Genomic DNA, 23,191 nt, shown 5'->3' with positions numbered 1-23,191 from the left:
CGGCAGGCCACATGACGGAACCCACGTGGATTGACGAAGAGGCCGGCCAGTTCGTCCGGCTGTACGCGCTGACGGGAGGCCGCACCCGGTCCTCCGGCGACAACTTCGACCTCATCGCCATGGTTACCGCCACCCACGACCCGACGAGGGACGACTCGAGCATCGGGCCCGAACAGCGGCGAATCCTGGAGATCGCCGACCACGGTGCCTCGGTGGCGGACATCGCGTCCGAGGTGGACCTGCCGCTCGGCGTGGTCCGCGTACTACTCGGGGATCTCCACGACCTGGGACTGATCAACGTACGGTCACCGGTCAAGGTGGCGCCGCTGCCCAGCGAGCGCATTCTCAAGGAAGTGATCAATGGCCTTCGCGCCCTCTGAGGAGCCGGTCGCCCTCAAGATCCTCGTGGCCGGCGGATTCGGTGTCGGAAAGACCACGCTGGTCGGGGCGATCAGCGAGATCCGCCCGCTGCGCACCGAGGAGGTGCTGTCCGATCGCGGCGTCGGCGTGGACGACACCGACGGCGTGGAGGGCAAGACCACCACGACCGTGGCGATGGACTTCGGCCGGATCACCATCAGGGAAGGCCTGGTGGTCTACCTGTTCGGCACGCCCGGCCAGGAACGTTTCTGGTTCATGTGGGACGAGCTGTCCTACGGGGCCCTGGGGGCGGTCGTGCTGGCCGACACCCGTCGCCTCACGGACTGTTTTCCGTCGATCGACTATTTCGAGCAGCGCGGCACCCCCTTCATCGTCGCCGTGAACTGCTTCGACGGCGCCGAGACCCATGAGCCCGACGACGTACGGATCGCTCTCGACCTCGATCCCGACGTACCCGTGCTGCTCTGTGACGTACGGCGACGCGCCTCCGCCAAGGTCGTGCTCGTCACGCTCGTCGAGCACGCGCTCAAGATGCTGACCGCCGCGCAGCGGTAGCCTCCGCCTGTGTTTCGCCGCGAAGTCCTCGCCCCGCGGGAGACCCTTCCTCTAAAGGGGGCCGTCGACCGTTCAGCGGGTGCGGCCCCTCAGGATGCACTCACCCCTTCCCCCTTGCGGGGAGGGGGCCCTGACGGCGGTCCTCTCGAACCCGAACGGCCGTACGCCACGTGTCCCGGGGCGTGAGGGGCCGATGTAGGTGAAGGCCCGGCGGTCGGGGCCGGTCGTGCGGCACCGGCCGACATCGCCGGCGCGAAAGCCGCGGCGGAGTCCAGGCGGATGTCTCGGCGATCGATCCGCCGCCGGCGCAGGCCCCGGGCAACCCCTCTCCGTTGGTCTGAGGTCCGGCGAGACGGCCACCGCGGCTCGGGATCAGCTCCTCACTCCGTCGCCCTTCACACCGCTTCGAGTGCCTGCTCGTCCGCGAGGTGCCGGCGCAGGCGTTCACCCTCGACGTCGAGGTTGGGCAGCGCCCGGTCCAGGGGACGCGGCAGCCACCAGGCCACGCGCCCGAGCATGGACATCACCGCCGGAACCAGGGTCATGCGGACCACGAAGGCGTCGATGAGCACGCCGATGGCCAGTGCGAAGCCCATGGACTTGATGATCGGGTCATCCATGAACACGAACCCGCCGAACACGGCGGCCATGATCAGTGCAGCGGCGGTGACGACCCTGGCGTTGTGCCCCATGCCGCTGATCGTGGCCTGCTGAGCGGTGTCGCCATGGACGAAGTCCTCGCGCATCCGCGAGACCAGGAACACCTCGTAGTCCATGGCCAGCCCGAACAGGATGCCGATCAGCAGGATCGGCAGGAAGCTGACCAGCGGGCCCGGCACGTCCAGGCCGACCAGATCGGCGAGGTGGCCCTGCTGGAAGATCGCCACCGTGATGCCGAAGGTCGAGCCGACCGTGAGCAGAAAGCCCAGCGCCGCCTTGATCGGCACCAGGATCGAGCGGAAGACCAGCATCAGCAGCAGCACCGACAGGCCGACCACCAGCAGCAGGTATACCGGCATGGCGTCGGCGAGTTTGTCGGAGACGTCGATGCCGACGGCGGTCGCGCCCGTCACCGCGATCTCCGCGCCTTCGATGGCGGCGACCTCGGCGCGGATGTCGTGTACGGCGTTCTCGGTGGCCGCGTCGGTGGGGCCGGCCTTCGGGATGATGGTCAGCAGCACTGTCGTACCCGTGGCGTTGGGCTGTGGCGGAGTGACGGCCAGCACGCCCTCGGTCCGCTGGATCAGCTGGGCGGCCTGACCCGCTGCCGCCGTGGTGGTCTGCGCGTCGGCGGCGGAGACCACGGCGATCAGGCGGGCGTTGAAGCCTTCGCCGAACCCTTCGCTGGTCAGGTCGTACGCCCTGCGCTCGGCGGAGCCCGGAGCGGCGGATCCGGTGTCGGGAAGGGCCAGGCGCAGATCCTGGGCCGGCAGCGTCAGCGCGCCCAGGGCGACGACCCCGGCCAGCAGGATCGGCACGCGCAGCCGGGTGACGATCCGCGCCCAGGTGTAGCCGAAGCCCTCGCGGTCCGCGTCCGTACCTCCGCCGTTGCGCTGCTTGCGCGGCAGCACGCGGGCGCCGCCGTACGACAGGAAGGCGGGCAGCAGGGTGATGGCGACCAGCACGGCGACGGCCACGGTGCCTGCGGCGGCCAGACCCATGGTGCTCAGGAACGGGATGCCGACGATCGACAGCCCGGCGAGCGCGATCACCACGGTGGCTCCGGCGAAGACCACGGCCGATCCGGCGGTGCCGGTCGCCCGCCCGGCGGCCTCACCGGGATCCATGCCCTCGGCCACGAACTGGCGGTAGCGGGAGGTGATGAACAGCGAATAGTCGATGCCGACGGCCAGGCCGAGCATCAGCGCCAGCACCGGCGTGACGGAGGTCAGCTCGACGACGCCGCTGAGCGCGTACAGGCCGGCCATGCCGACGCCGACCCCGATCAGCGCGTTCAACAGCGTCATGCCGGCGGCCACCAGCGAGCCGAAGGTGACGATCAGCACCACGGCGGCGATCAGGACGCCGATGCCTTCAGACCCGCCCACTTCGGGCGCGGTGGTCATCACCTCGCCGCCGTGCTCCACCCGCAGCTCGCTCACGCCGGAGCCGGCCTTCAGGTACGCGTCGCGCTGGGCGTCGGTGATGTCCGCCAGCCTGCCTTCGAACTGCACCTGGACCAGGGCGTAGCGGCCGTCGGCTGAGACGGCGCCGGTCTGGAACGGGTCCATGGCCGCGAGGACGCCGGGGATCTCCGCGGCCTCCTTCATCACGGGCGCGACGGCGGCCGGGTCCAGCTTGCGGCCCTCGGGTGCGGCGATGACGATGGTGCCGGTGGCACCGCTGGCCTGCGGGAACTCCTTGGCGAGCGCGTCCAGAGCCCGCTGCGACTCGGTGCCGGGCATGACGAACTTGTCGGTGGTCGAGCCGCTGAAGGCGGCGACCGCCCCGCCCAGCAGCGCCAGCAACAGCAGCCACACGGCGGCGACACGCCCCCGCCTGTGGAAGGAGAACCGGCCCAGCCGGTACAGCAAGGTTGCCATGGGTACGGGGTCTCTTTCTCAAGAGGTCAGTCGAGGGGGCGGTCGAGCGTACGCAGCGCGCCACGGGTCAGCTCGGCGCGCAGCGTCTCATCGGGCACGGGGAGGCCGGTGGCGGTCGTCAGAGGGATGGCCACCAGCGCCATCCAGCCCCGCACCCGGGCTTCCGGGGTATCGGAACGGCCGGCCAGCGAATCGACCAGCCGCTCGATGCTCTCGTTCAGGCCCGGCAGCTCGGGGCGATTGATCATGGTGTCGACGTCCTGCAGGAGGATCTTGACCTGCCGCCGGAAGCCCAGCGACAGTTCGACGAGTCCGGCGACCGCCGCTCGGGCGGCCTCGTCGCCGTCCAGCGGCGCGAGGCGCTCCGCGAGCTCGGCCAGCTCCCGCCCCGCGGGCGCGAGCAGCTCAGCCAAGATCGCGTCTTTGTTCCTGAAGTGGTACAGCAACGACGCCTTGGCGCAGCCCACATCCGAGGCGATGTCCTGCAGAGACGTGCCCTGGAACCCTCGGGTGGCGAACAGCCGGGCCGCCGACTCCAGGATCTCCTCGCGCATCGCGGTAGCGGAACGTGCCATGAACCCAACGATAACTGTCCGATCGGCCAGTTCTGACCGATCGGACAGTTTCGCCGGCCGTGCCGGACCTATCGGGAGCGCTGGAGCTGATCACCCGGATGCGGACGCAGGGCATCGGAGGCGACGTGGTGAGCGTGATCGGCGACGCCCATCCGCGTCACCTCCGGACCTGGCACGACGACGCCTGGGCGGAGAGCAGGGGGCTCGATTCCGGCACCCATTCGGTACGGCTCGCGCGCCTCCTCGACCACGGCGAGCCCTGGTAGGTCAGGAAGCGCACGTACGAGAGCCGGCCGGCCGACAGGCTGCCGGACAGGGTCCGTACGGCAGGGCCGTAGGTCAGGCGCAGCAGCTGCCAGGCGAGCAGCGCGAGGATCATCACCTCGACCGTGAGCAGCAGTCGCTCCACCAGCCCGATCATGACGCCGTGGCCGGGAAGGGCCACGTAAGTGAGGGCGGCCAGGCCGAGCCCCGCCGCGAGCGCGAGCCATTCGAGGGGACGAGCGATCCCCCGCCACCGCTCGTCCCCTTCGAACCGGCCCACCATCTGCGCCGCCGCCATCGGTACGCAGACCAGAGCGGCCGACGACAGGAAACGGCCGGCCCCGGCGGTCCAGGTCAGGCCGAGCCGTACCGCGGGCACGACCGCCGCGGCGATCAACACCCAGGCCCAGACGCCCATCAGCCGCGCGGGCCAGCCGTCGATGGGCGCCCGTACGGCACGCATTCCGGCGAGCAGCGCCAGCGAGGCCAGGCCGAGCGTCCCCAGCGCCCACCTGATCACGCCGCCGTCGGCCGCCGCGTGCTCGGTGAGCGACGCCGCGACCGGATCCAGCGCGGCCGTCCCGTTCAGCTGAGCCGCGACGACTGAGATCGACGCGACCAGGATGCCGCCGCCGGCGACCACGGGATAAAGCCTCTTGACCATGTTCCAATGGTCATCCGTACGGCACGGCGACGGTATCCGGGACAACGCGTAATCATCCCCGATGCCACGTCAGGGTCATCTCAGGGTCGCCGTACGCCGATGGAGAGACGGCCGCCTCACCGCACCCCCTGAAATGCGATGAAGCGGCCGTCCCGGCTCAGGCGCGAGCGGCGGTCTCCCGATAACGGTCGCGTAGACCGATCGCGGGCTCCGCCTCGTAGCTCGCGGTCTCTCCCGTCTTCCACGCCGGGGGCTCCGACCCGCCGGCGAGCAGCCACGCCGCCTGTCGCGCCGCCCCGTCGGCGACGTACTCCCCGGGCTCCGGCACGAGCACCGGCCGGCCGAAGACGGCGGGCGCGATGCGGCGCACGGCCTCCGAGCGGGCGCCGCCGCCGATGAGCAGCACCCGGGCGGGCTCCAGCCCGAGCGCGTCGAGGGCGTCGGCCAGGCCGCACAGCATGCCCTCGACCGCCGCCCTGGCCAGGTGCGCCGGGGTGGTCGTCGACGGGGTGAGCCCGTGCAGTGAACCGGTCGCCTCGGGCAGGTTCGGCGTGCGCTCGCCCTCCAGGTACGGCACGAGCACCAGCCCGTCGGCACCGGGCGGAGCCTGCAGGGCGAGCTCGCTGAGCCTGTCATATGTGACGCCGAGCATGCGGGCCGTCGCCTCGAGCACCCTGGCCGCGTTCATCGTGGCGACGAGCGGGAGATAACGTCCCGTCGCGTCGGCGAACCCGGCGACCAGGCCGGAGGCGTCGCGGTACGGCGTGTCCACGACGGCGAAGGCCGTACCGGACGTGCCGATGGAGACGACGACGTCGCCCGGCCGCATCCCGACGCCCAGCGACGCCCCCATGTTGTCCCCGGTGCCCGGGGCCAGCAGCAGATCGCCCGCCGTCCCCACCCGTGCCGTGCCCGCCTGTTCCGTCGGGCCGAGCACGCGGGGCACCTCGGGGGTGGTGGTGCCGCCCAGGGCGAGTTCGAGCAGGTCGGGCCGGTAGGTCCCGGTGATGGGCGACCAGTAGCCGGTGCCGGAGGCGTCGCCGCGATCGGTCGTGATCACGGCGGGCCGGCCGGCCAGGCGCCAGGTGAGCCAGTCGTGCGGCAGGCACACCGTGCGCGTGCGCCGCGCGTTGTCGGGCTCGTGCTCGGCCAGCCAGCGCAGCTTGGTGACCGTGAACGAGGCCACCGGGACGCTGCCGACGGCCTCGGCCCACCTGTCCGGGCCGCCGAGCTCGGTCACCAGATCGGCCGCGGCCTTCGCCGACCTGGTGTCGTTCCACAGCAGGGCGGGCCGCACGACCTCGCCGTCCTCGTCGAGGCAGACCATGCCGTGCTGCTGGGCGGCGACGCCGAGGGCCGCGACGTCGTCGATGCCGCCCGCCTCCTCGATCGCCGTCTGAAGGGCCGTCCACCAGTGGTCGGGGTGGACCTCGACACCGTCGGGATGACGTGCCCGGCCCTCTCGTACGAGGGCCCCGCTCTCCGCGTCGCGGATCACGACCTTGCAGCTCTGGGTCGAGGAGTCGACCCCGGCGACCAACGTCACGACGCCCCTCCTCAGCCGCGCACGCCGAGCAGGTGCTCCAGGGCGAGCTGGTTCAGCCTGGTGAAGTGGAAGCCGCGCTGGGCCGCCGCCTCCACGTCGATGGACTCGGCGAGCAGGTCGTCGATGCTCTCACCCTCGCCCAGGGTCGGCTGGGCGAGCTCGGTGACCCGGCTGGCGGTGAGCGCCTCCTGGACCTCCGGGTCGGCGCGGAACGCCTTGGACTTCTCCTTGAGGATCAGGTAGGTCCGCATGTTGGCGGCGGCCGACGCCCACACGTCCTCGCTGTCGTCGGTCCTGAGCGGCTTGTAGTCGAAGTGGCGTGGGCCCTCGTAGCCGCCGTTCTCCAGGAGGTCGACCAGGAAGAACGCGCTCTTCAGGTCGCCGTGGCCGAAGATCAGGTCCTGGTCGTACTTGATGCCGTTCTGACCGTTCAGGTCGATGTGGAAGAGCTTGCCGTGCCACAGCGCCTGGGCGATGCCGTGCACGAAGTTGAGCCCGGCCATCTGCTCGTGGCCGACCTCGGGGTTGAGGCCCACCCGCTCGGGGTGTTCGAGCCCGTTGATGAAGGCGAGGGCGTGGCCGATGGTCGGCAGCAGGATGTCGCCGCGCGGCTCGTTCGGCTTCGGCTCCAGGGCGAAGCGGATGTCGTAGCCCTTGTCGATGACGTACCGGCAGAGGACGTCGAGGGCCTCCTTGTAGCGGTCGAGGGCGGCCCTGACGTCCTTGGCGGCATCGGACTCGGCGCCCTCCCTGCCACCCCAGCACACGTAGGTCGTCGCGCCCAGTTCGGCGGCGAGGTCGAGATTGCGCATGACCTTCCGCAGCGCGTAGCGGCGGACGTCGCGGTCGTTGCTGGTGAAGCCGCCGTCCTTGAACACGGGGTGGGTGAACAGGTTGGTGGTCGCCATCGGCACCTTGAGGCCGGTCTCGCTCAGGGCCTTCTTGAAGTTCTCGATCGCCTTGGCCCGGTCGGACTCGACGGCGAGGAGGTCGTCATCGTGGAATGTCACACCGTACGCACCGAGTTCGGCGAGGCGGTGCACGGACTCGACCGGGTCGAGCGGAGCCCGGGTGGCGTCGCCGAAGGGGTCGCGCGCCTGCCATCCGACGGTCCACAACCCGAACGTGAACCGGTCCTCGGGAGTGGGGGTGTACATGGAGCGCCTCCGATTTAGTCTACGTTGTGGACTAATATCGGACGCGCAGCCGGATAGGTCAAGGGGGCAACCTGATGACGCAGGCCACAGGGCGGGCCGTACGGCATGACGCGATGCGTGCGCGCAATCTCGCGCTCGTCCTCGGCGAGGTCGAGGCGAGAGGCTCGCTCACGCGCGCGGCGCTCGCCGATATCACCGGGCTGACCAAGACGACGGTGTCCAAGCTCGTGGCCGACCTGATCGAGGCCGGGCTCGTGGTCGAGGCGGGGACCGTTCGGGACGGCGAACGCGGCAGGCCGGGCATGGAGGTGCGGATCAGCGGCGACCGGGTCGCCGCCATCGGTCTCGAGATCAACGTCGACTATCTCTCGGTGCGCGTCGTCGATCTCGCCCGTTCGGTACGGCTGCGCCGTACACAGGCTGTGGACAACCGCGCCGCCCAGCCTGTGGACGTGATCGCGAGACTAGGCGATTTGGCGGCCAAGGCTGTGGATGAGGCTGTGGATACAGGACTCCACGTGGTCGGCGGCGTCCTGGCGGTGCCCGGACCTGTGGATCTGTCCACCGGTTTCGTCCACAACGCGCCGAACCTCGGCTGGCGCGAGGTGCCGGTGGCGGAGCTGCTGCGGCTGCCGATTCCGGTCCGGGTGGAGAACGAGGCCAACCTGGCCGCGCTCGGCGAGCTGTGGTTCGGGGCCGGCCCGCCGGACTTCCTGTACGTCTCAGGCGAGATCGGCATCGGGGCCGGCCTGGTGGTGCAGGGCCGGCTGTTCCGGGGCGCACGCGGCTTCGCCGGTGAGCTCGGCCACGTCGCCGTCTCCCCCGACGGCCCGCTCTGCCGCTGCGGCGCGAGAGGGTGCCTCGAACGGTACGCCGGACAGGACGCCCTGCTCACGGCCGCGGCCGTCGCGGACCTCGCGGAACTGATCTCCCTGCTGGAGGCCACGGACTCCCGCGCCATGACGGCCTGCGAGCGTGCGGGCTGGGCGCTCGGCGTCGCCCTGTCCTCGGCGGTCAACCTCGTCGACCCGGACACGATCGTCCTCGGCGGGATCTTCGCGCGGCTCTTTCCGTGGCTCGCCGACACGGTCACCGGGACACTCGCCGCCCACCTCGGTCAGATGCGCGGGGCCGTACCACCCGTCGTCGTGTCCCGGCTCGGCACGGAGGCCGCCGCCCTGGGCGCCGCCGGTCAGGTGATCCGGCAGGTGATAGCCGACCCCGCCGCCGCGCTGCACCCCTGACGAAACACCTCGTCGTACCCCTGGCAGGACATGTCCTCGTGTCCCTGACCGCACCCCTGACGGAACGCCTTCCGAACGCCACCCGAACGCCATTCGAACGCCGGAAAGGATGGCCGGACGCCTGAACGGACGGTCGGCGGGTTCTGAATTCCGTTTACCGCGCCAGTCATGATGTTCGTCGAATTCGCCCGTTAGACCGACAGTTACCGACTTATCATGATCTCCGGCGACCCGGCGAGGCGAGATGAGGGACGACCATGGCCGACGATGAAAGCGCGACAGACCGGACCGGCTCCGAGGGCGGACAGGACCGCCCCGTTCCCGGCGTCGACAGCACCACACCGAGCATCTCCCGCGTCTACGACTTCATGCTCGGGGGCAAGGACAACTTCGCGGTCGACCGCCACGTGGCGGAGATGGCCCTCAAGATCGCACCCGACGCTCCGGCCGCGGCCCGGGCCAACCGCGGGTTCCTCAGGCGGGCCGTACGGCACCTGGCCGGCGAGGTCGGCATCCGGCAGTTCCTCGACATCGGCTCCGGGCTGCCCACCCAGGGCAACGTGCACGAGGTCGCCCAGGCCGTCGCCCCCGGCTCGAAGGTCGTCTACGCGGACATCGACCCCATCGTGCTCGTCCACGGCAGGGCGCTGCTCGCCAAGGACGACTCCACGACGGTCATCCAGGGCGACATCCGCCAGCCGGAAGATCTCCTGAGCCGCCCCGAGACCCGGCGGCTCATCGACTTCGACCAGCCTGTCGGGCTGCTGCTCCTGGGCATTCTGCACCACCTGAACGACGAGGAGGACCCGGGCGGGATCGCCGCGCGGCTGCGTGCCCTGCTACCCAGCGGGAGCCACCTGGTGATCTCGCACTTCCACAACCCCGGTCCCACCCGTCCCGAGGTGTCGGCACAGGCCCACCAGGCGGAGAAGCTGTTCAATCAGAACCTCGGCACCGGCCGGTGGCGCAGCCATGACGAGATCATGGCCTATTTCGGGGACTGGAAGCTGCTCGACCCCGGCCTGGTGCCGCTGGCCGAGTGGCGGCCCGAGCCGGACGAACCCGTCGAGCGAGGCATCACGTACCACACCTTCGTCGGCGGCGTCGCCCGCAACCCCTGACCCTCTCCCCCTTAACCTCCCCCGTGATCTTGTAGTTGCTTGCACACGCGCGCCATGACGGGGAAGAACACCTACCGTGATCTTGCAGAAACTCGCTCACCTTGGGTATGACCTGCGACCCAACCGTTCGTGATCTTGCAATGCAAGATCACGAAGAGTATTTGCCCTGCTCAGGGGACATCGATGCGATTATCTGCAAGATCACGGCAATCAAACCCCCAGGTCAGGCGGCCTCTCTGCGAGCAACTACAAGATCACGAGGGGGAGGGTGGGGGTGGGGGTTTCCGCCTGGTGGATGCCGGAAAGTATCAGGAACGGCCATAGCGCCAGGAACGGCTATAACACCACATGAACGACACGCCGGAGTTGGGTCATCTCCGGCGTGACCAGAGAGTCGATCACCAGGGAGTGTCCGGCGAATGCCGCCCGTGCCGAGCAGGGCGTGATCCGCCGGACACGACATAGCTCAGGCAACCCCCCCGACTCGCACGAGGAGGGGACATGGCATGCATCCGAGTGATCGGACGACCGGCCGCGAAGGTCGTCCGTGCTCTCCAACCGGACGGAACCCGGGATGACACCGCCGCGGAAACGTCGATCACCGCGTAGCGGCGGCGCTTTCCCCTGTCGGCGTTCCCACTGGTCCTTCTGTCCGGGCTACCTCTACTGGAGAGCGAAACGATGATCCTGACCCAGGTGCTCACGACGTCGGCCACGCTGCTGCGCGGCGTCCTGCCCGCGCCCCTCAGAGACGTCTTCCCCTGCCCCCGAGACCTGGTCGTCTGCCCGGGTGGTCTGCGCATCGACCTGAACGGGATCGGCGGGCCCGGCACGGAAGGCGCCGCCGAGCGGCTCGAGGACCGCCTCGGCGGACTGCCGGGCGTCGAACACGCCGAGGTCAACGGCCGCCTCGGCTGCGTCTTCGTGGCGTGCGACCCCGACGCCGTCGACCGGGACCGGCTGCTGGAGATCACCGCGGAGCTCGACGCGCAGGAGGAGCACGCGCACGAGTCACGGGTCCGCCTGGTCGAGGAGCACGCCCGCGCGACGATCCGGTTCGCCTCCGGTGTGACCGCGCTCGGGCTGATCTTCGCGGCCCGTGCCGTACGGCTGCCGCGGCTCCCCGCCGCCGTGCCCGCCCTGGTCCAACTGGTGAACGTCACCCCGGCGATCCGCGAGGATCTCGATCGCCGTCTGGGGCGGGGCCCCACGGACGCCCTGTTCACCACCGTCGGCCTGATCACCCAGACGCTCACGCTGCGGCCCGTCGGCCTGGTCGTGCAGTCCCTGGCCTCGCTCGCCCGTTATGTGGAGGCCAAAGCCGGACGGTGCGCCTGGGAGCTGCTCGAGGAGCGGCTGGCCCGTACGCCAGGGGCGTACCGGCACATCAGGCCGGTCACCCGGCCGAGGCCCCGCCCCCTGCCGCACGGGCCGATCGAGCGGTACGCGGACGTGCTCAGCCCCGCGGCGGTCGCGGCCTACGGCGTCACCCGGATCGCCACCCGGGGCGGTCGGCGCGCCCTGGCCGTACTGATCTCCACCACCCCCAAGGTGGCCGATCTGAGCAGGGACGCGTTCTCCGGGGCCATCGGCCGTGCGCTCGGCGGACGCGACACGGTCGTCCTCGACGCCGAGGCACTGCGCAAGATGGACCGCGTCGACACGGTGATCCTCGACGCGGACGCGCTGACCACGGGCGCATGGACGATCGACCGGGTCGAGCCCCTAGTCGACGGGGTGGACACCGACGAGCTGTACGCCCACCTCTACACGCTGATCGATTTCTCCGATCCGTCCGCCTCCTGGACGAGCGGCGAGGGCTGGTCGGTACGGCCGCTGGCCGATCTCGGCGAGCTCGTCACCGATGCGCATGACTCCGACTCCGGTGAGACGGCCGACCGGCTCGCCGGCGCCGCGCCGACGTGGCGCGAACGCGAGCTGCGCGTCGTCGAGGTGCGCAGGAACGACACGCCGATCGCCGTCGTGGGCCTGGCCAGGGAGATCGACCCACTCGCCGTGGCCATCGTCGCGGCAGCCAAGACCGCGGGCACCGTGCTGCTCGCCGGCGGCGACGCGGGGCTCGCGCAGCGGCTGGCGATCGGGCGGACGCTGCCCGGCGGCGACGACCTGGCCCGGCATGTGTACGACCTGCAGGCGGCCGGCCACTGCGTCGCCGTGGTGTCCAGAAGGGCCTCTCACGCGCTCGCCCAGGCCGACATCGGCGTCGGTGTCACCGACGCCAAGGGCCTCGTGCCGTGGGACGCGGACGTCGCCGGGGAATCACACGGAGTGCACCTGTTCCTGAGCTGTCTGCCCCGCGCGGTGAGCACCAGCAGGCGCGGCGTACGGCTCGGCATCGCCGGCGCGATCGTCGGCGGCCTGTTCGCGTTCGTCGGCCCGGAGGCGAAGTCGCTGAGCCGGGCGACCCTGATCAACGGCGTCATCTCCGCGGCCGCCATCGTGCTGGGCGAGTGGTCGGGACGGGCGGCGGGACGGCTGCCCGCGCCGGTGCCCGTGGACGCCACGCCCTGGCACGCGATGTCCACGAAGGAGGTCCTGTCCCGGCTCGGGTCCTCGCCGGACGGGCTCGACGAGGCGGAAGCCGTACATCGCCGGGCCGAGGCGCGGCCGGACGAGGAGGCCGAGAGGCCGCACTCGCTGGCCAGGGCCACGATCGAGGAGCTGGCCAACCCGCTCACCCCCGCCCTGGCCGCCGGGGCCGGCATCTCCGCGCTCGTCGGCTCGGCCCTGGACGCGGTGATGATCAGCAGCGTGATGGTGATCGACGCGTTCTTCGGCGGCGTGCAGCGGTTCAAGGCCGACCGTGCGCTGCACAACCTCACCGAGGCCAGCGCGATTCACGTACGGCTACGCCGGCCGGAGGGCACGGTCGAGGCCGGCACCGAGGACCTCGCCCCCGGCGACGTGATCGAGCTGCGCGCCGGCGACGCCGTACCCGCCGACGCACGCGTCATCAGGGCGGTGGGCCTGGAGGTCGACGAGTCGACGCTGACCGGGGAGTCGCAGCTCGTCACGAAGACGGCGGCGCCGACCGTCGCGGCCGCCGTCGCCGACCGCCACTCCATGGTCTATCAGGGCACGACGGTCGCGGCCGGCAGCGGACGAGCGGTGATCGTCGCGACCGGTGACATGACCGAGGCCGGGCGCAGCGCGCGGCTCGCCCGGGAGCCGAGTCCGCCCACCGGAGTGGAGCTGCGGCTGCGTGCGCTGAGCCGGCGGATCCTGCCGCTGTCGATCGGGGCGGGGGCCCTGCTCCTGGCCGTCGATCTGCTCCGCGGCAGACCCCCGGCCGCCGCGCTGACGCCCGCCGTCAGCCTCATGGTCGCCGCCGTGCCAGAGGGGCTTCCGTTCATCGCCACGGTCGCGGAGCTGGCGGCGGCACGGCGGCTCTCGAAGCGGGCGGCGCTCGTGCGCAACCCGTCCACGATCGAGGCGCTCGGCCGGGTCAACGTGCTGTGCTTCGACAAGACCGGGACGCTCACCGAGGGGCGCATCAGCCTGCAGTACCTGTCGGACGGATGGATCGGCCAGCCGGTCGACACGCCGGACGAGCGGCTGCGGCGCGTCCTCGCCGCCGCCGTCCGGGCGAGCCCCCGGTCCGAATCACGGGGCCGGGAGTCCGGGCCGGACACCGACCGGGTGATCGCCCACCCGACCGACCGTGCCGTACTCCGCGGGGCGCGGCGGCTGGGCGTCACCCCGGCCGAGGGGCTGACGACCTGGGAGCGGGTCGCGGAGATGCCGTTCGAGCCCGGCCGGAGCTACCACGCCGTGCTGGGCCGTACCGAGCAGGGGCACCTGCTGAGCGTGAAGGGCGCCCCCGAGATCGTGCTCACCCACTGCACGAAGGTGCTGCGGGACTCGGTGGAGGTCCCCTGCGACGAGAACATCCGGCAGGAGCTGGAGCGGGAGGTGGACCGGCTGGCCCGGCAGGGCTACCGGGTGCTGGCCGTCGCGCAGCGCGCCGCTTCCGACCGGCGCGACCTGGACGAGTCCCGCATCGACGACCTGTGCTTCCTGGGTTTCCTCGGTCTGGCCGACCCGGTGCGTGTGACAGCGGCGCAGAGCGTCGGACGGCTGGTCCGGGCCGGAGTCCGGATCATCATGGTCACCGGCGACCACCCGAGCACCGCCGAGGCCATCGCCGTAGAGCTCGACACGCTCAACGGCAGGCGGATCATGACGGGGCCGGAGCTGGACGCGATCGACGACGAGACGCTGACCAAGGTGCTGCCCGACGTCGCGGTCTTCGCCCGGGCCACCCCGGCCCACAAGGCGCGGATCGTCAACTGCCTGCGTGAGGCCGGGGAGGTCGTCGCCGTGACCGGTGACGGCGCCAACGACGCCCCGGCGATCCGGATGGCCGAGGTGGGCATCGCCCTCGGTTCCCAGGCCACCCCCGCCGCCCGGGGCGCGGCCGACCTCGTGGTCACCGACGACCGGATCGAGACCATCGTGGACGCGATCGTCGAGGGCCGGGCCATGTGGGGCTCGGTACGCGACTCGCTGAGCATCCTCCTCGGCGGCAACATCGGGGAGATCCTCTTCACCGTCGGGTCCAGCCTGCTCGCCGGGCGCAGCGCGCTGAACGCCCGCCAGCTCCTGCTGGTCAACCTGCTCACCGACATGGCGCCCGCCATGGCGGTCGCCGTACGGCCGCCGGCCGCGACCGATCCGGAGCGGCTGCTGGCCGAGGGCCCCGAGGCGTCCCTGGGGGCGTCGCTGACCCGCGACATCTATCTGCGCGCCGTCGTCACGGCGAGCGCGGCCACGACGGCGTGGCTGGCGGGCCGGGTGACCGGCACGCGGGGGCGGGCCGACACGATCGGCCTGGTCGCGCTCGTGGCGGCGCAACTCCTGCAGACGCTCGTGGGCGGCGGCCGGGACAGGCTCGTCACGGTGGCCGCGCTGTCGTCCCTGGCCGTCCTGGGCGTGATCGTCTCCATGCCCGTGGTCAGCTCCTTCTTCGGCTGCCGGCCCCTTGGACCGGTGGGCTGGACCATCGGCCTCGGCAGCGCCATCGCGGCGACGGCCATCGGCGCGGCCGTACAGGGGCGCAGCCGGGCGGCGGCGGCCACCGCCGCCCCGGCGCGTACGACCACGACCACTACCGTCCCGGCCGCCCCGGTGATGGCCTTCCCGGTGGCGGAAGGGGCGCCGCTCGCCTCCGCCTGACGTACGCCGCCGTGCTCGCCTGTGGCGGCTTCAAGGCGTCACCTGTGACGGCGACGCGCCTTCGAGTGCTGCCGCGCCTTGGAGCGATGCCCCGCCTTGGCGCGATGCCCCGCCTTCGCCTGACGCTTCGTCTTCGAGTGATGCTTCTTCTCCGCCTGATGGCGACGGTCGCGCTTGGCCTGCGGCCTGTGCCCGCCGTTCTGCTCGCGCCGCTGCTCCCACGCCCTGTCCCAGTTCCGGTCCCGCCACTGGGGGGCGGTCTCGTGCCCGCCCTTGTGCCGCGGCACCGTCGAGGCCGTCTGGAAGTTCTGGAAGCCGAGGTCGGGGATCTGCACCGGCCCGGCGGGCATCCCGGTGGCGTCGATCGGCAGCGGGACGACGACGATCTCCTTCCGCACCCCGTCCTTGCCCATCGTCACGATGTGGCGTGCCTTGGGTTCGCTGCGCCCCGGGCCGCCGGCGGGAACGCCGTTGGCCATCGGTGGTCTGTTGCCGAACGCGAATCCGTTGCCGACAGGAAGCACGGAGCCGGCCGATTGTGGGCCACCGGCCCGAGCCGGATTCGGACCGGCCTGCGCGGATGGCGCGGGCGGCGGCCCGGCGAGGAGGACGGCGATGAGACTGGCCGCGGCCGTACAGACGAGCATCAGACTTCCCCGAGGTCGTGGACGCTGAAGAAAAAGGGTGACGAGAAGACGATAAGCGGCACATCCTCGCTGATCACGGCGTACACGCTGAATGTCGGGTCAAAGCTCTTCATCTCTTATTCCAGAAGAGCGAATGGTGTCACGATCGCGAAGATCGCCACACCATCACCCGTGATCCCCCGGGGGCGGAGAATCGGGTGCGGACGACGGAATTCCATGGGTTAATAAGCATGGGCAATAAGCATGGGTTACCGAGCATTGCCACGAGCTCCGGTCAGCCACGAGGTAAATCCAATGGTTAAGTCGCTTTTAGAGCACTTGGCGACGCTTTTCGGGGTCGACGACGACCCACACATGGGAGACGATTCGCACGCACTGAACCGGGACGACGAACTGGAGAACGGATGGGAGGGCGTGGACGACGTCGACGACGGAACATGACACGTCGGAATCAGCGCATAAATGGGACAGGCACCATAATGCGGACATTCACCGCGTAGGCCTGGAAACACGAATTGATTTAGAAGGTTGTCTGCATGAAGTTCACCTTGGAAGATGTTCGGTCGCGGACCTACAAGGCGCGGGACGCCTGGTGGACGGTCTTCCTCGTGGACCCACTGGCCAGCCGACTGGTGGTCGCCGTCGCCAACCGGACCTCGATCACCCCCAACCAGATCACCTGGGGAGCGTTCCTCCTCGGCCTGGGATCGGCCGGCTGTTTCCTGACGGCGGACCCGATGTGGCTGATCGCCGGCGCCGTCCTCTATCACCTGAGCTTCGTCCTCGACTGCGTGGACGGCAAGATCGCCCGGCTCAAGGGCACCGGGACCGTCCTGGGCGGCTGGCTCGACTACGTCTTCGACCGGATCCGCGTGTTCGCCTGCGCGCTCGCCCTGATGTGGGGGCAGTATCGGGCGACCGGACAGGACCTCTACCTGCTCCTGGGCATCGGGGTCGTCTTCCTCGACATGCTGCGTTACGTCGACGCGCTCCAGGTGACGAAGGTGCGGCGGCAGATGCGCCGCGCACTCCGGACGGCGTACGACGAGGTCGCGCCGGCCGATCCGCGGTCTCCGGCGAAGTCCCCGCCGCGCGACGATCCCGAGCCGGACCTCGACATGGAACCGAGCCGGACGGGTACGGCTGAGGCCGTCGATCTGCAGGAGGAGTTCCACTCGCGCTACGGGTGGTACGTCCCCTTCCGGACCTGGCTTCGCGCGCGTCGCGTCCGTACGCACCTGGTGAGCGGCATCGAGTTCCAGATGGCGGTGTTCATCGTCGGCCCGTTGCTCGGTCTCGTCTCCCCCGCCATGATCGGCGTGATCACGATCGGCGCTGCGGTGCCGCTGCTCGCCTTCGAGGCCGCCATCATGTACAAGCTCTGGCTGTCGTCACGCGACTTCACCCGTGCGCTCGCCGACATCCGGACGAAGCGGCACACGCACATGATCGACGCCTGACCGATCACGCCGGCCGTGTCAGCACCACGACAGCGCGTGTTAGCGTCACGGCTCGTGGCGGAGAACTCGGTGGAAAGCTCGACGGAGAGCCCGGCGGAGCACGTGTATGTCGGCAAAGCGGGCGTCGACGCGGCGGGCGACCGTGGCTGGCTCCTGGGGCACTTCAAGCCGATCGGCGACCTCCGGCACAGCGAAGACGTCGAGATCAAGTGGGGCGTGCATCCACGGGGCGACGAGCGCGCCGAGTGGGTCACCGGGGAGAAACGTACGGCGCTGCTCGTGCTGATCAGCGGCCGTTTCCGGGTGGAGTTGCCGGGACGCAGCGTGCTGCTGACCGAGCAGGGCGACTACGTGGTGTGGGGGCAGGGCGTCGATCACTCCTGGTACGCCGAGGAGGAGTCGGTGGTGCTCACCGTACGCTGGCCGTCCATCCCCGGCTACGCGGTTCCGGCGCGAGGAGATCACCAATCGAACGGGAAGGGGTGTTCCCCGGGAACCACGAACGAGTAATCCCGGGACTCGGCGACCAGGCCTTCCTCGTCGAACCTCAGCAGCGTGCATCCCGAGATGATCAACGGTCCGTCCTCGTAGTGGCACAGCGCCCAGTACTCCGCCGCGGCCTGGTCACCGTTCACCAGGGGTGGGGCGAACCGGGCCCGCGTCGGCTCGACCTCCGAGGCGAACACATCCTCCAGGTACTCTCTGAGCCCGGGACGGCCGCGATGCGGGGGGCGGAAGGGCTGCGACCAATGGACGCCGTCCTCGGCCTGACGCTCGACGATGAGCTCGACATCCTGCCGCGCCCATCCGACCGTCCAGGCGTTCGTCCAGCTCAGCGCGGCCTCCAGAACGTTCACGACACTCCCTGAGCGATCGAATCCGGCTTGCCTGCGCCGATGCTACAGATCGCCTCCGACGATTTCGGTGACGCTCGGTCCGTACGAGTGCGCGACGGCCTACGCGCTCAGATCCCACATCAGAACCTGTTCCGCCTGTCCTCCGGCGAGCAGGACGGTGTGCCCGTTCACATGGCCGAGAGCCATGTCGTCCAGACCCTCGCGCACCTCGAGCGGATCTCCGATCCGCCGTCCGTCGACCAGGTTCCACACGCGGATCTCACCCTGCCGAGTGGCGGTCACGGCGATCGGGATGTCGCCGAGCCGTCCGAACAGGATCCGGTGGACGCGTGCGGTGTGCCCGCGAAGGGGCGGCGTGAGCCTCCGCCCGGTCCGCAGATCCCAGAAGTGAACGGTGTCGCCGCGCTCGGTGAGCACTCCGGTCGTGCACCGCACATGGCCGACGGCGATCGGAGACTCGCTGGAGCCGACCCCCTTCACCGCGGCGAGGAGACGTCCCGTTCTGAAGTCCAGGATGCGGACCCGCCTTTTCAGGCTGACGAGGAGCACCGGCCTGCCGTCGATGTCGGCCAGGGTGGTCAGCGACAGCGGCGTTCTGGTGCCGATGTCCACCGGGGTCCCGATCCGGGCGCCCGTGACCGCATCCTTGATCCACACTCGGGCGTCCCCGGCCCAGCGCCCCTTGACCCGGGTGTCGTCCCCGCCGAACAGCACGGTCCGGCCGCCGACCCGGGTGACGTACACCTCCCTGCCGCCCCTGAAGGCGCGGTCCGTCTCGCTCCGGTTCGAGGCGATAAGATCACGGAACCGTACACCACCCGGCCCCTCCTCCAGGAGGACATCGCGGCCCCGTAGCCGGTCAGGCCAGATGTCCTCGATGGAGTCGTACGTCTTGGGGAGCGGATCATCGATTCTCCGCCTTGTGGTCAGATCCCACTGAATCGTACGGTCGTCCCCCTTGGTGATCGCCACGGTTCTGCCGTTCGCGTGGGTGACGGTGATCGCCCTGATCGTCTCGGTATGACCGGTCGGAACGGTGGCGGCGAGTTGCCCCGCGGTGGTGAGGTCCCAGAGCCGAAGGGCGTTGTCGCCGCCGCCGGTCAGCGCGATCGGCCTGCCGTCCAGCTCGCCCACGGCCAGGTGGACGAGGGCGCCGGGTGGCCGGCCGGCGGGCAGGAGTCCGAGCCGTCTCCGCGAGGCGGCGTCCCAGATGGAGACGTTTCCCGTGGGTCCGTCGACGGCCAGAAGGACGGTTCTCCCATTGACCCGTGTCTTCCGTACGGTGGTGAAATCGCCGTCGATGCCCGTGAGCCGTCCGCCGGTCGCGAGGTCCCAGAAACGGAGCGAGTCAGGCTCCTCGTCCTCGTCACCGCCGGTGTCATTGATCACAGCGGTGAGTCTCCCGTTCAGGGTGATGAGCTGGAGCGCCTTGACCTCGTTGTCCTCCCCCAGCTCGATCTTCGGCCCGACCTCCCGTCCGGAGGCGACATCGATCACGTGGAGCCCGTCGTCGGCGGCGACCCGTACGGTGCGGCCGTTCATGCGGCCGACGGCGGGACCCGTGCCGGCATCACTCGTGACCTGGAGAGGCCGCCCCGCGAACAGCGACTCACCGATCACTGTGATCGTCCGATCCAGCTCGACCGGCCGACCGATGGGGACGAGACCGGGGAGATCCCACACGCGCAGGGTGCGCTCCTCCCCCGCGCTGATGGCGACGGGACGCGATCCCAGCCGTCCGATGGCCACGGCGGTCATGTTCGTGTGCACGTCACCGCCCAGGATCACCGGAGGTTCGAACGAGGCGGGGACCGGCGTCGTGGGCGTCTCCTCGCACGGTCTCGATGCGTACGGCCATGTCGGCGGCCCGCTGTCCGAGGCCCGCAGCGTGGCTCCGGCCGGCAGCAGGCAGAGGATCAGCAGTAAGGGCGTACGGATCCCGGATAACCGCATCAGACCCTCCCGAGGTCAGGCAAATGCCTCCGGAACATCCTTACGTCGTCTTCCACGCGAGGTCCCCGATTCGTAGCAGAAGACGGCCCCTGGCATCGGGGAGACTGAGGACATGGAGATCGTGTTGCTCCGGCATGGGGAGACCGAGTGGAGCAGAGCGGGCCGGCACACGGGCCGCACCGATGTTCCGCTGACGGCGCGCGGCGAGCAGGAGGCCCGGGCCCTGGCGCCGATGGTCGCCGCCCGCTCGTTCTCGCTGATCCTGGTGAGCCCCGCCCGGCGGGCCCGCCGTACGGCCGAGCTCGCCGGAATCAGTTCCTACGAGGTGGATCCGGACCTGTGGGAGTGGGATTACGGCGGATACGAAGGCATCACGACCGCCGAGATCCGCCGGTCCCGCCCCGGCTGGTACGTGTGGCGTGACGGTATCGTCCCGGGGGACCAGGCCCATCCGGGCGAGACCGTCGAGCACGTCGGCGAGCGTGCCGACAAGGTCATCACGCGGATCCGGCAGACCGAGGGCGACGCGCTCGTCGTCGCGCATGGCCACCTGCTCCGCGTGCTCGCGGCCCGATGGCTGGGGCTGCCCGCAGCCCACGGGCGCCATCTCCGGCTCGACACCGGCACCTGTTCGCTGCTCGGACACGAGCACGGCGAGCCGGTCGTGCTCCGCTGGAACGCCCCGGTATGAACTCTCCGGGACGGAGACCGACCGCCGAGATCCGCCGCTCCCGCTCCCGCTGCGCGGCCGTCGCCGTTCAGCGAAACGAAGGCCCGCGTCCAGTGGCCTTCGCCATCGCGGTGGCCGTACCGACCGGCGTGCGCCGGCGTGCTGAGTCATCCGCCGGACGGTGGCAGGATGCCTGCGGCAGCTGTCATCGCGGTCACGGGTGCGCACGAATGCCCGTTCCGATCGCGGGAGAGCCGAGGGAGGCCTGATGAGCCGGAAGAACGCACAGGTCGCCGTGCTCGTGCTCGAGGGTGCGAAGCCGCTCGATGTCGGCATCCCCGCGCAGGTGTTCTCCAACCGGCCGAGCATGCCGTACGAGGTGCGGGTGTGCGGCGCCGCACCCGGACTGGTGACCGGCGGCGACGGCCTCTCCTATCACGTGGCCGAGGGGCTCGACGCCCTGGAGCACGCCGACACCATCTTCATCCCCGGCTATCGGGAGCCGGCGACCACAGAACCGCCGGCGACGGTCGTCGGCGCTCTCATGGCCGCCCACGAGCGCGGGACCCGGCTCGCGGCGATCTCCACAGGGGCGTTCGCGCTGGCGGCGACGGGCCTGCTCGACGGCAAGCGGGCGACGACCCACTGGCACTACACGAAGGCTCTCGCCAGGAAGCATCCGCTTATACGGGTGGACGAGAACGTGCTGTTCGTGGACGAGGGCGACGTGCTCACATCGGCGGGCGCGGCATCCGGCATCGACCTGTGCCTGCACCTGGTACGGCGCGATCACGGTGTCGGGCTCTCCAATCACGTGGCGAGACGGCTGGTGGCGGCGCCCTATCGCAGCGGGGGCCAGGCGCAGTACGTTCCCCGGAGCGTGCCCGAGCCGCTCGGCGACCTGTTCGCGAGCACGCGTGAGTGGGCCCTGGCGCATCTCGCCGAATCGTTGACCCTCGAGGTGCTCGCCCGCAACGCGCGGGTGTCGACGCGCACCTTCTCGCGGCGGTTCAAACAGGACACCGGCTACACGCCGATGCAGTGGGTGCTCCGCGCCCGGGTGGACCTGGCACGCGAACTGCTCGAACGCACCGATCTGGGGGTGGAGCAGATCGCCGACCGAGTCGGACTCGGCACCGGCGCGAACCTGCGTCTGCACTTCCAGCGCATTCTCGGCACCTCCCCGACCGAGTACCGACACACCTTTTCCGCCTGAACGCCCAGGGAGATGTGGCGCGATCCTTGCGGGCAGTGGCGAAAGTTCTGGCGTGATCCTTGCGCACCATGTCATTCGAGCCGCTGTCGGACTGACACCCGGACGCCGACCATGGAGACCGTAGCGAAAGGAATCTCCATGACCCGCATCGCCGTCAATGGATTCGGCCGTATCGGACGCAACACTCTGCGCGCCCTGCTCGAGCGCGACAGCGACCTCGAAGTGGTCGCCGTCAACGACCTCACCGCCCCCGAGACCCTCGCGCACCTGCTCAGGTACGACAGCTCATTCGGCCGCCTCGGCCGCCCCGTCGAGGTGGACGGAGCCGAACTCGTGGTCGACGGACGCCACATCAAGGTGCTCGCCGAACGCGAACCGGCCAACCTGCCGTGGGCCGAGCTGGGCGTCGACATCGTGCTCGAGTCCACCGGCCGTTTCACAGCGGCGGACGCCGCCCGCGCACACATCAAGGCCGGTGCCAGACGCGTGTTGGTGAGCGCCCCCTCGGACGGCGCCGACGTCACGCTCGCCTATGGCGTGAACACCGAAGCCTACGACCCGGCCGAGCATGTGATCATCTCGAACGCCTCGTGCACCACGAACGCGCTGGCTCCGCTGGCGTCCGTACTCGACGACCTGGCCGGCATCGAGCACGGCTTCATGACCACGGTGCACGCCTACACACAGGAACAGAACCTGCAGGACGGCCCTCACCGCGACCTGCGCCGCGCCCGCGCCGCAGGCGTGAACATCGTGCCCACCACCACCGGCGCGGCCAAGGCCATCGGCCTGGTGCTGCCGAACCTCGACGGCAAGCTGTCGGGCGACTCGATCCGCGTACCGGTCCCGGTGGGTTCGATCGTGGAGCTGAACACCACGGTCTCTCGCGCGGTCACCCGCGACGAGGTGCTCAAGGCCTACCGCGCCGCCGCCGACGGCAGGCTCAAGGGCATCCTCGAGTACGCCGACGAGCCGCTGGTCTCCAGCGACATCACCGGCCACCCCGCGTCCTCGATCTTCGACGCCGCTCTCACCCGAGTCGACGGCGGACACGTCAAGGTGGTGGCGTGGTACGACAACGAGTGGGGCTTCTCGAACCGCGTCGTCGACACGCTCGAACTGCTCGCGCGCGACTGACCGAT

General features: G+C 70.3%; 19 protein-coding genes. 11 read left to right on the top strand and 8 right to left on the bottom strand.

Annotation, left to right across the window (positions count from 1 at the left end; genetic code table 11):
* The first annotated feature begins 11 nt into the window (after positions 1-11).
* Positions 12-380, top strand: a complete 369-nt coding sequence (locus ACQP1K_RS01670) for a DUF742 domain-containing protein (protein WP_433499091.1) — start codon at positions 12-14, stop codon at positions 378-380.
* A complete protein-coding gene (locus ACQP1K_RS01665; RefSeq protein ID WP_433499090.1) occupies positions 361-936 on the top strand; it encodes a GTP-binding protein in 576 nt (191 codons plus the stop codon). Before ACQP1K_RS01670 ends, ACQP1K_RS01665 begins: the two co-directional genes overlap by 20 nt.
* A 395-nt stretch (positions 937-1,331) precedes the next feature.
* On the opposite strand, the gene ACQP1K_RS01660 is transcribed toward ACQP1K_RS01665, so the two are convergent.
* The 5 genes from ACQP1K_RS01660 to xylA form a co-directional block, all read right to left on the bottom strand.
* Positions 1,332-3,479 (bottom strand): MMPL family transporter, encoded by a 2,148-nt coding sequence (locus ACQP1K_RS01660; protein ID WP_433499089.1) that lies wholly within the window; start codon positions 3,477-3,479, stop codon positions 1,332-1,334.
* 26 nt (positions 3,480-3,505) lie between these two features.
* Positions 3,506-4,054, bottom strand: a complete 549-nt coding sequence (locus ACQP1K_RS01655) for a TetR/AcrR family transcriptional regulator (protein WP_433499088.1) — start codon at positions 4,052-4,054, stop codon at positions 3,506-3,508.
* 157 nt (positions 4,055-4,211) lie between these two features.
* Positions 4,212-4,982, bottom strand: coding sequence for a DUF998 domain-containing protein (locus ACQP1K_RS01650; RefSeq protein WP_433499087.1), 771 nt, complete (start codon positions 4,980-4,982; stop codon positions 4,212-4,214).
* A gap of 157 nt (positions 4,983-5,139) precedes the next feature.
* Positions 5,140-6,528, bottom strand: coding sequence for a xylulokinase (gene xylB, locus ACQP1K_RS01645; protein WP_433499086.1), 1,389 nt, complete (start codon positions 6,526-6,528; stop codon positions 5,140-5,142).
* An 11-nt stretch (positions 6,529-6,539) separates the two neighbouring features.
* Complete coding sequence (xylA, locus tag ACQP1K_RS01640) at positions 6,540-7,685, bottom strand: xylose isomerase (RefSeq protein ID WP_433499085.1); 1,146 nt, start codon at positions 7,683-7,685, stop codon at positions 6,540-6,542.
* Between the two features lie 74 nt (positions 7,686-7,759).
* Here xylA and ACQP1K_RS01635 point away from each other — a divergent pair, with 74 nt between their 5' ends.
* The 3 genes from ACQP1K_RS01635 to ACQP1K_RS01625 all read left to right on the top strand — a co-directional run bounded on the left by ACQP1K_RS01635 (position 7,760) and on the right by ACQP1K_RS01625 (position 15,246).
* Positions 7,760-8,929: an ROK family protein gene (locus ACQP1K_RS01635; RefSeq protein WP_433499084.1), complete on the top strand. Its 1,170-nt coding sequence runs from the start codon at positions 7,760-7,762 to the stop codon at positions 8,927-8,929.
* Between the two features lie 257 nt (positions 8,930-9,186).
* A complete protein-coding gene (locus ACQP1K_RS01630; RefSeq protein WP_433499083.1) occupies positions 9,187-10,050 on the top strand; it encodes an SAM-dependent methyltransferase in 864 nt (287 codons plus the stop codon).
* 681 nt (positions 10,051-10,731) lie between these two features.
* Complete coding sequence (locus tag ACQP1K_RS01625; protein WP_433499082.1) at positions 10,732-15,246, top strand: HAD-IC family P-type ATPase; 4,515 nt, start codon at positions 10,732-10,734, stop codon at positions 15,244-15,246.
* 38 nt (positions 15,247-15,284) lie between these two features.
* On the opposite strand, the gene ACQP1K_RS01620 is transcribed toward ACQP1K_RS01625, so the two are convergent.
* A complete protein-coding gene (locus ACQP1K_RS01620; protein WP_433499081.1) occupies positions 15,285-15,893 on the bottom strand; it encodes a hypothetical protein in 609 nt (202 codons plus the stop codon).
* Positions 15,894-16,187: 294 nt separating this feature from the next.
* On the opposite strand from ACQP1K_RS01620, the gene ACQP1K_RS01615 reads away from it, so the two are divergent.
* From ACQP1K_RS01615 to ACQP1K_RS01605, 3 genes are all read left to right on the top strand, one after another.
* Entirely contained in the window at positions 16,188-16,334 is a 147-nt protein-coding gene (locus ACQP1K_RS01615) for a hypothetical protein (RefSeq protein ID WP_433499080.1), read from the top strand.
* Between the two features lie 95 nt (positions 16,335-16,429).
* Positions 16,430-17,353, top strand: coding sequence for a CDP-alcohol phosphatidyltransferase family protein (locus ACQP1K_RS01610; protein WP_433499079.1), 924 nt, complete (start codon positions 16,430-16,432; stop codon positions 17,351-17,353).
* A gap of 54 nt (positions 17,354-17,407) precedes the next feature.
* Positions 17,408-17,863: a signal peptidase I gene (locus ACQP1K_RS01605; RefSeq protein WP_433499078.1), complete on the top strand. Its 456-nt coding sequence runs from the start codon at positions 17,408-17,410 to the stop codon at positions 17,861-17,863.
* On the opposite strand, the gene ACQP1K_RS01600 is transcribed toward ACQP1K_RS01605, so the two are convergent.
* Both ACQP1K_RS01600 and ACQP1K_RS01595 read right to left on the bottom strand, forming a co-directional pair.
* Entirely contained in the window at positions 17,815-18,210 is a 396-nt protein-coding gene (locus ACQP1K_RS01600; protein ID WP_433499077.1) for a nuclear transport factor 2 family protein, read from the bottom strand. The two genes, ACQP1K_RS01605 and ACQP1K_RS01600, sit on opposite strands and share 49 nt — an antisense overlap.
* 99 nt (positions 18,211-18,309) lie before the next feature.
* Positions 18,310-20,163 carry a WD40 repeat domain-containing protein gene (locus ACQP1K_RS01595; protein ID WP_433499076.1) on the bottom strand — a complete coding sequence of 618 codons (1,854 nt, stop codon included), beginning with the start codon at positions 20,161-20,163 and terminating at the stop codon, positions 18,310-18,312.
* Between the two features lie 112 nt (positions 20,164-20,275).
* Here ACQP1K_RS01595 and ACQP1K_RS01590 point away from each other — a divergent pair, with 112 nt between their 5' ends.
* From ACQP1K_RS01590 to gap, 3 genes are all read left to right on the top strand, one after another.
* Positions 20,276-20,854: a histidine phosphatase family protein gene (locus ACQP1K_RS01590; RefSeq protein ID WP_433499075.1), complete on the top strand. Its 579-nt coding sequence runs from the start codon at positions 20,276-20,278 to the stop codon at positions 20,852-20,854.
* 247 nt (positions 20,855-21,101) lie between these two features.
* On the top strand, positions 21,102-22,049 hold the full coding sequence (locus ACQP1K_RS01585; RefSeq protein ID WP_433499074.1) for a GlxA family transcriptional regulator: 948 nt from the start codon (positions 21,102-21,104) through the stop codon (positions 22,047-22,049).
* 138 nt (positions 22,050-22,187) lie between these two features.
* Entirely contained in the window at positions 22,188-23,186 is a 999-nt protein-coding gene (gap, locus tag ACQP1K_RS01580; protein ID WP_433499073.1) for a type I glyceraldehyde-3-phosphate dehydrogenase, read from the top strand.
* Positions 23,187-23,191: the final 5 nt, after the last annotated feature.

The sequence above is a fragment of the Sphaerimonospora sp. CA-214678 genome (assembly GCF_050942215.1).
Taxonomy (GTDB): domain Bacteria; phylum Actinomycetota; class Actinomycetes; order Streptosporangiales; family Streptosporangiaceae; genus Sphaerimonospora.
This window is presented reverse-complemented; position numbering and strand designations above follow the sequence as displayed.

Excerpts from the sequence above, each read along its gene's own strand:
- ACQP1K_RS01670 (WP_433499091.1), top strand. The coding sequence starts at position 12 with ATGACGGAACCCACGTGGATTGACGAAGAGGCCGGCCAGTTCGTCCGG.
- ACQP1K_RS01665 (WP_433499090.1), top strand. The coding sequence starts at position 361 with ATGGCCTTCGCGCCCTCTGAGGAGCCGGTCGCCCTCAAGATCCTCGTG.
- ACQP1K_RS01660 (WP_433499089.1), bottom strand. The coding sequence starts at position 3,479 with ATGGCAACCTTGCTGTACCGGCTGGGCCGGTTCTCCTTCCACAGGCGG.
- ACQP1K_RS01655 (WP_433499088.1), bottom strand. The coding sequence starts at position 4,054 with ATGGCACGTTCCGCTACCGCGATGCGCGAGGAGATCCTGGAGTCGGCG.
- ACQP1K_RS01650 (WP_433499087.1), bottom strand. The coding sequence starts at position 4,982 with ATGGTCAAGAGGCTTTATCCCGTGGTCGCCGGCGGCGGCATCCTGGTC.
- xylA (WP_433499085.1), bottom strand. The coding sequence starts at position 7,685 with ATGTACACCCCCACTCCCGAGGACCGGTTCACGTTCGGGTTGTGGACC.
- ACQP1K_RS01635 (WP_433499084.1), top strand. The coding sequence starts at position 7,760 with ATGACGCAGGCCACAGGGCGGGCCGTACGGCATGACGCGATGCGTGCG.
- ACQP1K_RS01630 (WP_433499083.1), top strand. The coding sequence starts at position 9,187 with ATGGCCGACGATGAAAGCGCGACAGACCGGACCGGCTCCGAGGGCGGA.
- ACQP1K_RS01625 (WP_433499082.1), top strand. The coding sequence starts at position 10,732 with ATGATCCTGACCCAGGTGCTCACGACGTCGGCCACGCTGCTGCGCGGC.
- ACQP1K_RS01620 (WP_433499081.1), bottom strand. The coding sequence starts at position 15,893 with ATGCTCGTCTGTACGGCCGCGGCCAGTCTCATCGCCGTCCTCCTCGCC.
- ACQP1K_RS01615 (WP_433499080.1), top strand. The coding sequence starts at position 16,188 with ATGGTTAAGTCGCTTTTAGAGCACTTGGCGACGCTTTTCGGGGTCGAC.
- ACQP1K_RS01610 (WP_433499079.1), top strand. The coding sequence starts at position 16,430 with ATGAAGTTCACCTTGGAAGATGTTCGGTCGCGGACCTACAAGGCGCGG.
- ACQP1K_RS01595 (WP_433499076.1), bottom strand. The coding sequence starts at position 20,163 with ATGCGGTTATCCGGGATCCGTACGCCCTTACTGCTGATCCTCTGCCTG.
- ACQP1K_RS01590 (WP_433499075.1), top strand. The coding sequence starts at position 20,276 with ATGGAGATCGTGTTGCTCCGGCATGGGGAGACCGAGTGGAGCAGAGCG.
- ACQP1K_RS01585 (WP_433499074.1), top strand. The coding sequence starts at position 21,102 with ATGAGCCGGAAGAACGCACAGGTCGCCGTGCTCGTGCTCGAGGGTGCG.
- gap (WP_433499073.1), top strand. The coding sequence starts at position 22,188 with ATGACCCGCATCGCCGTCAATGGATTCGGCCGTATCGGACGCAACACT.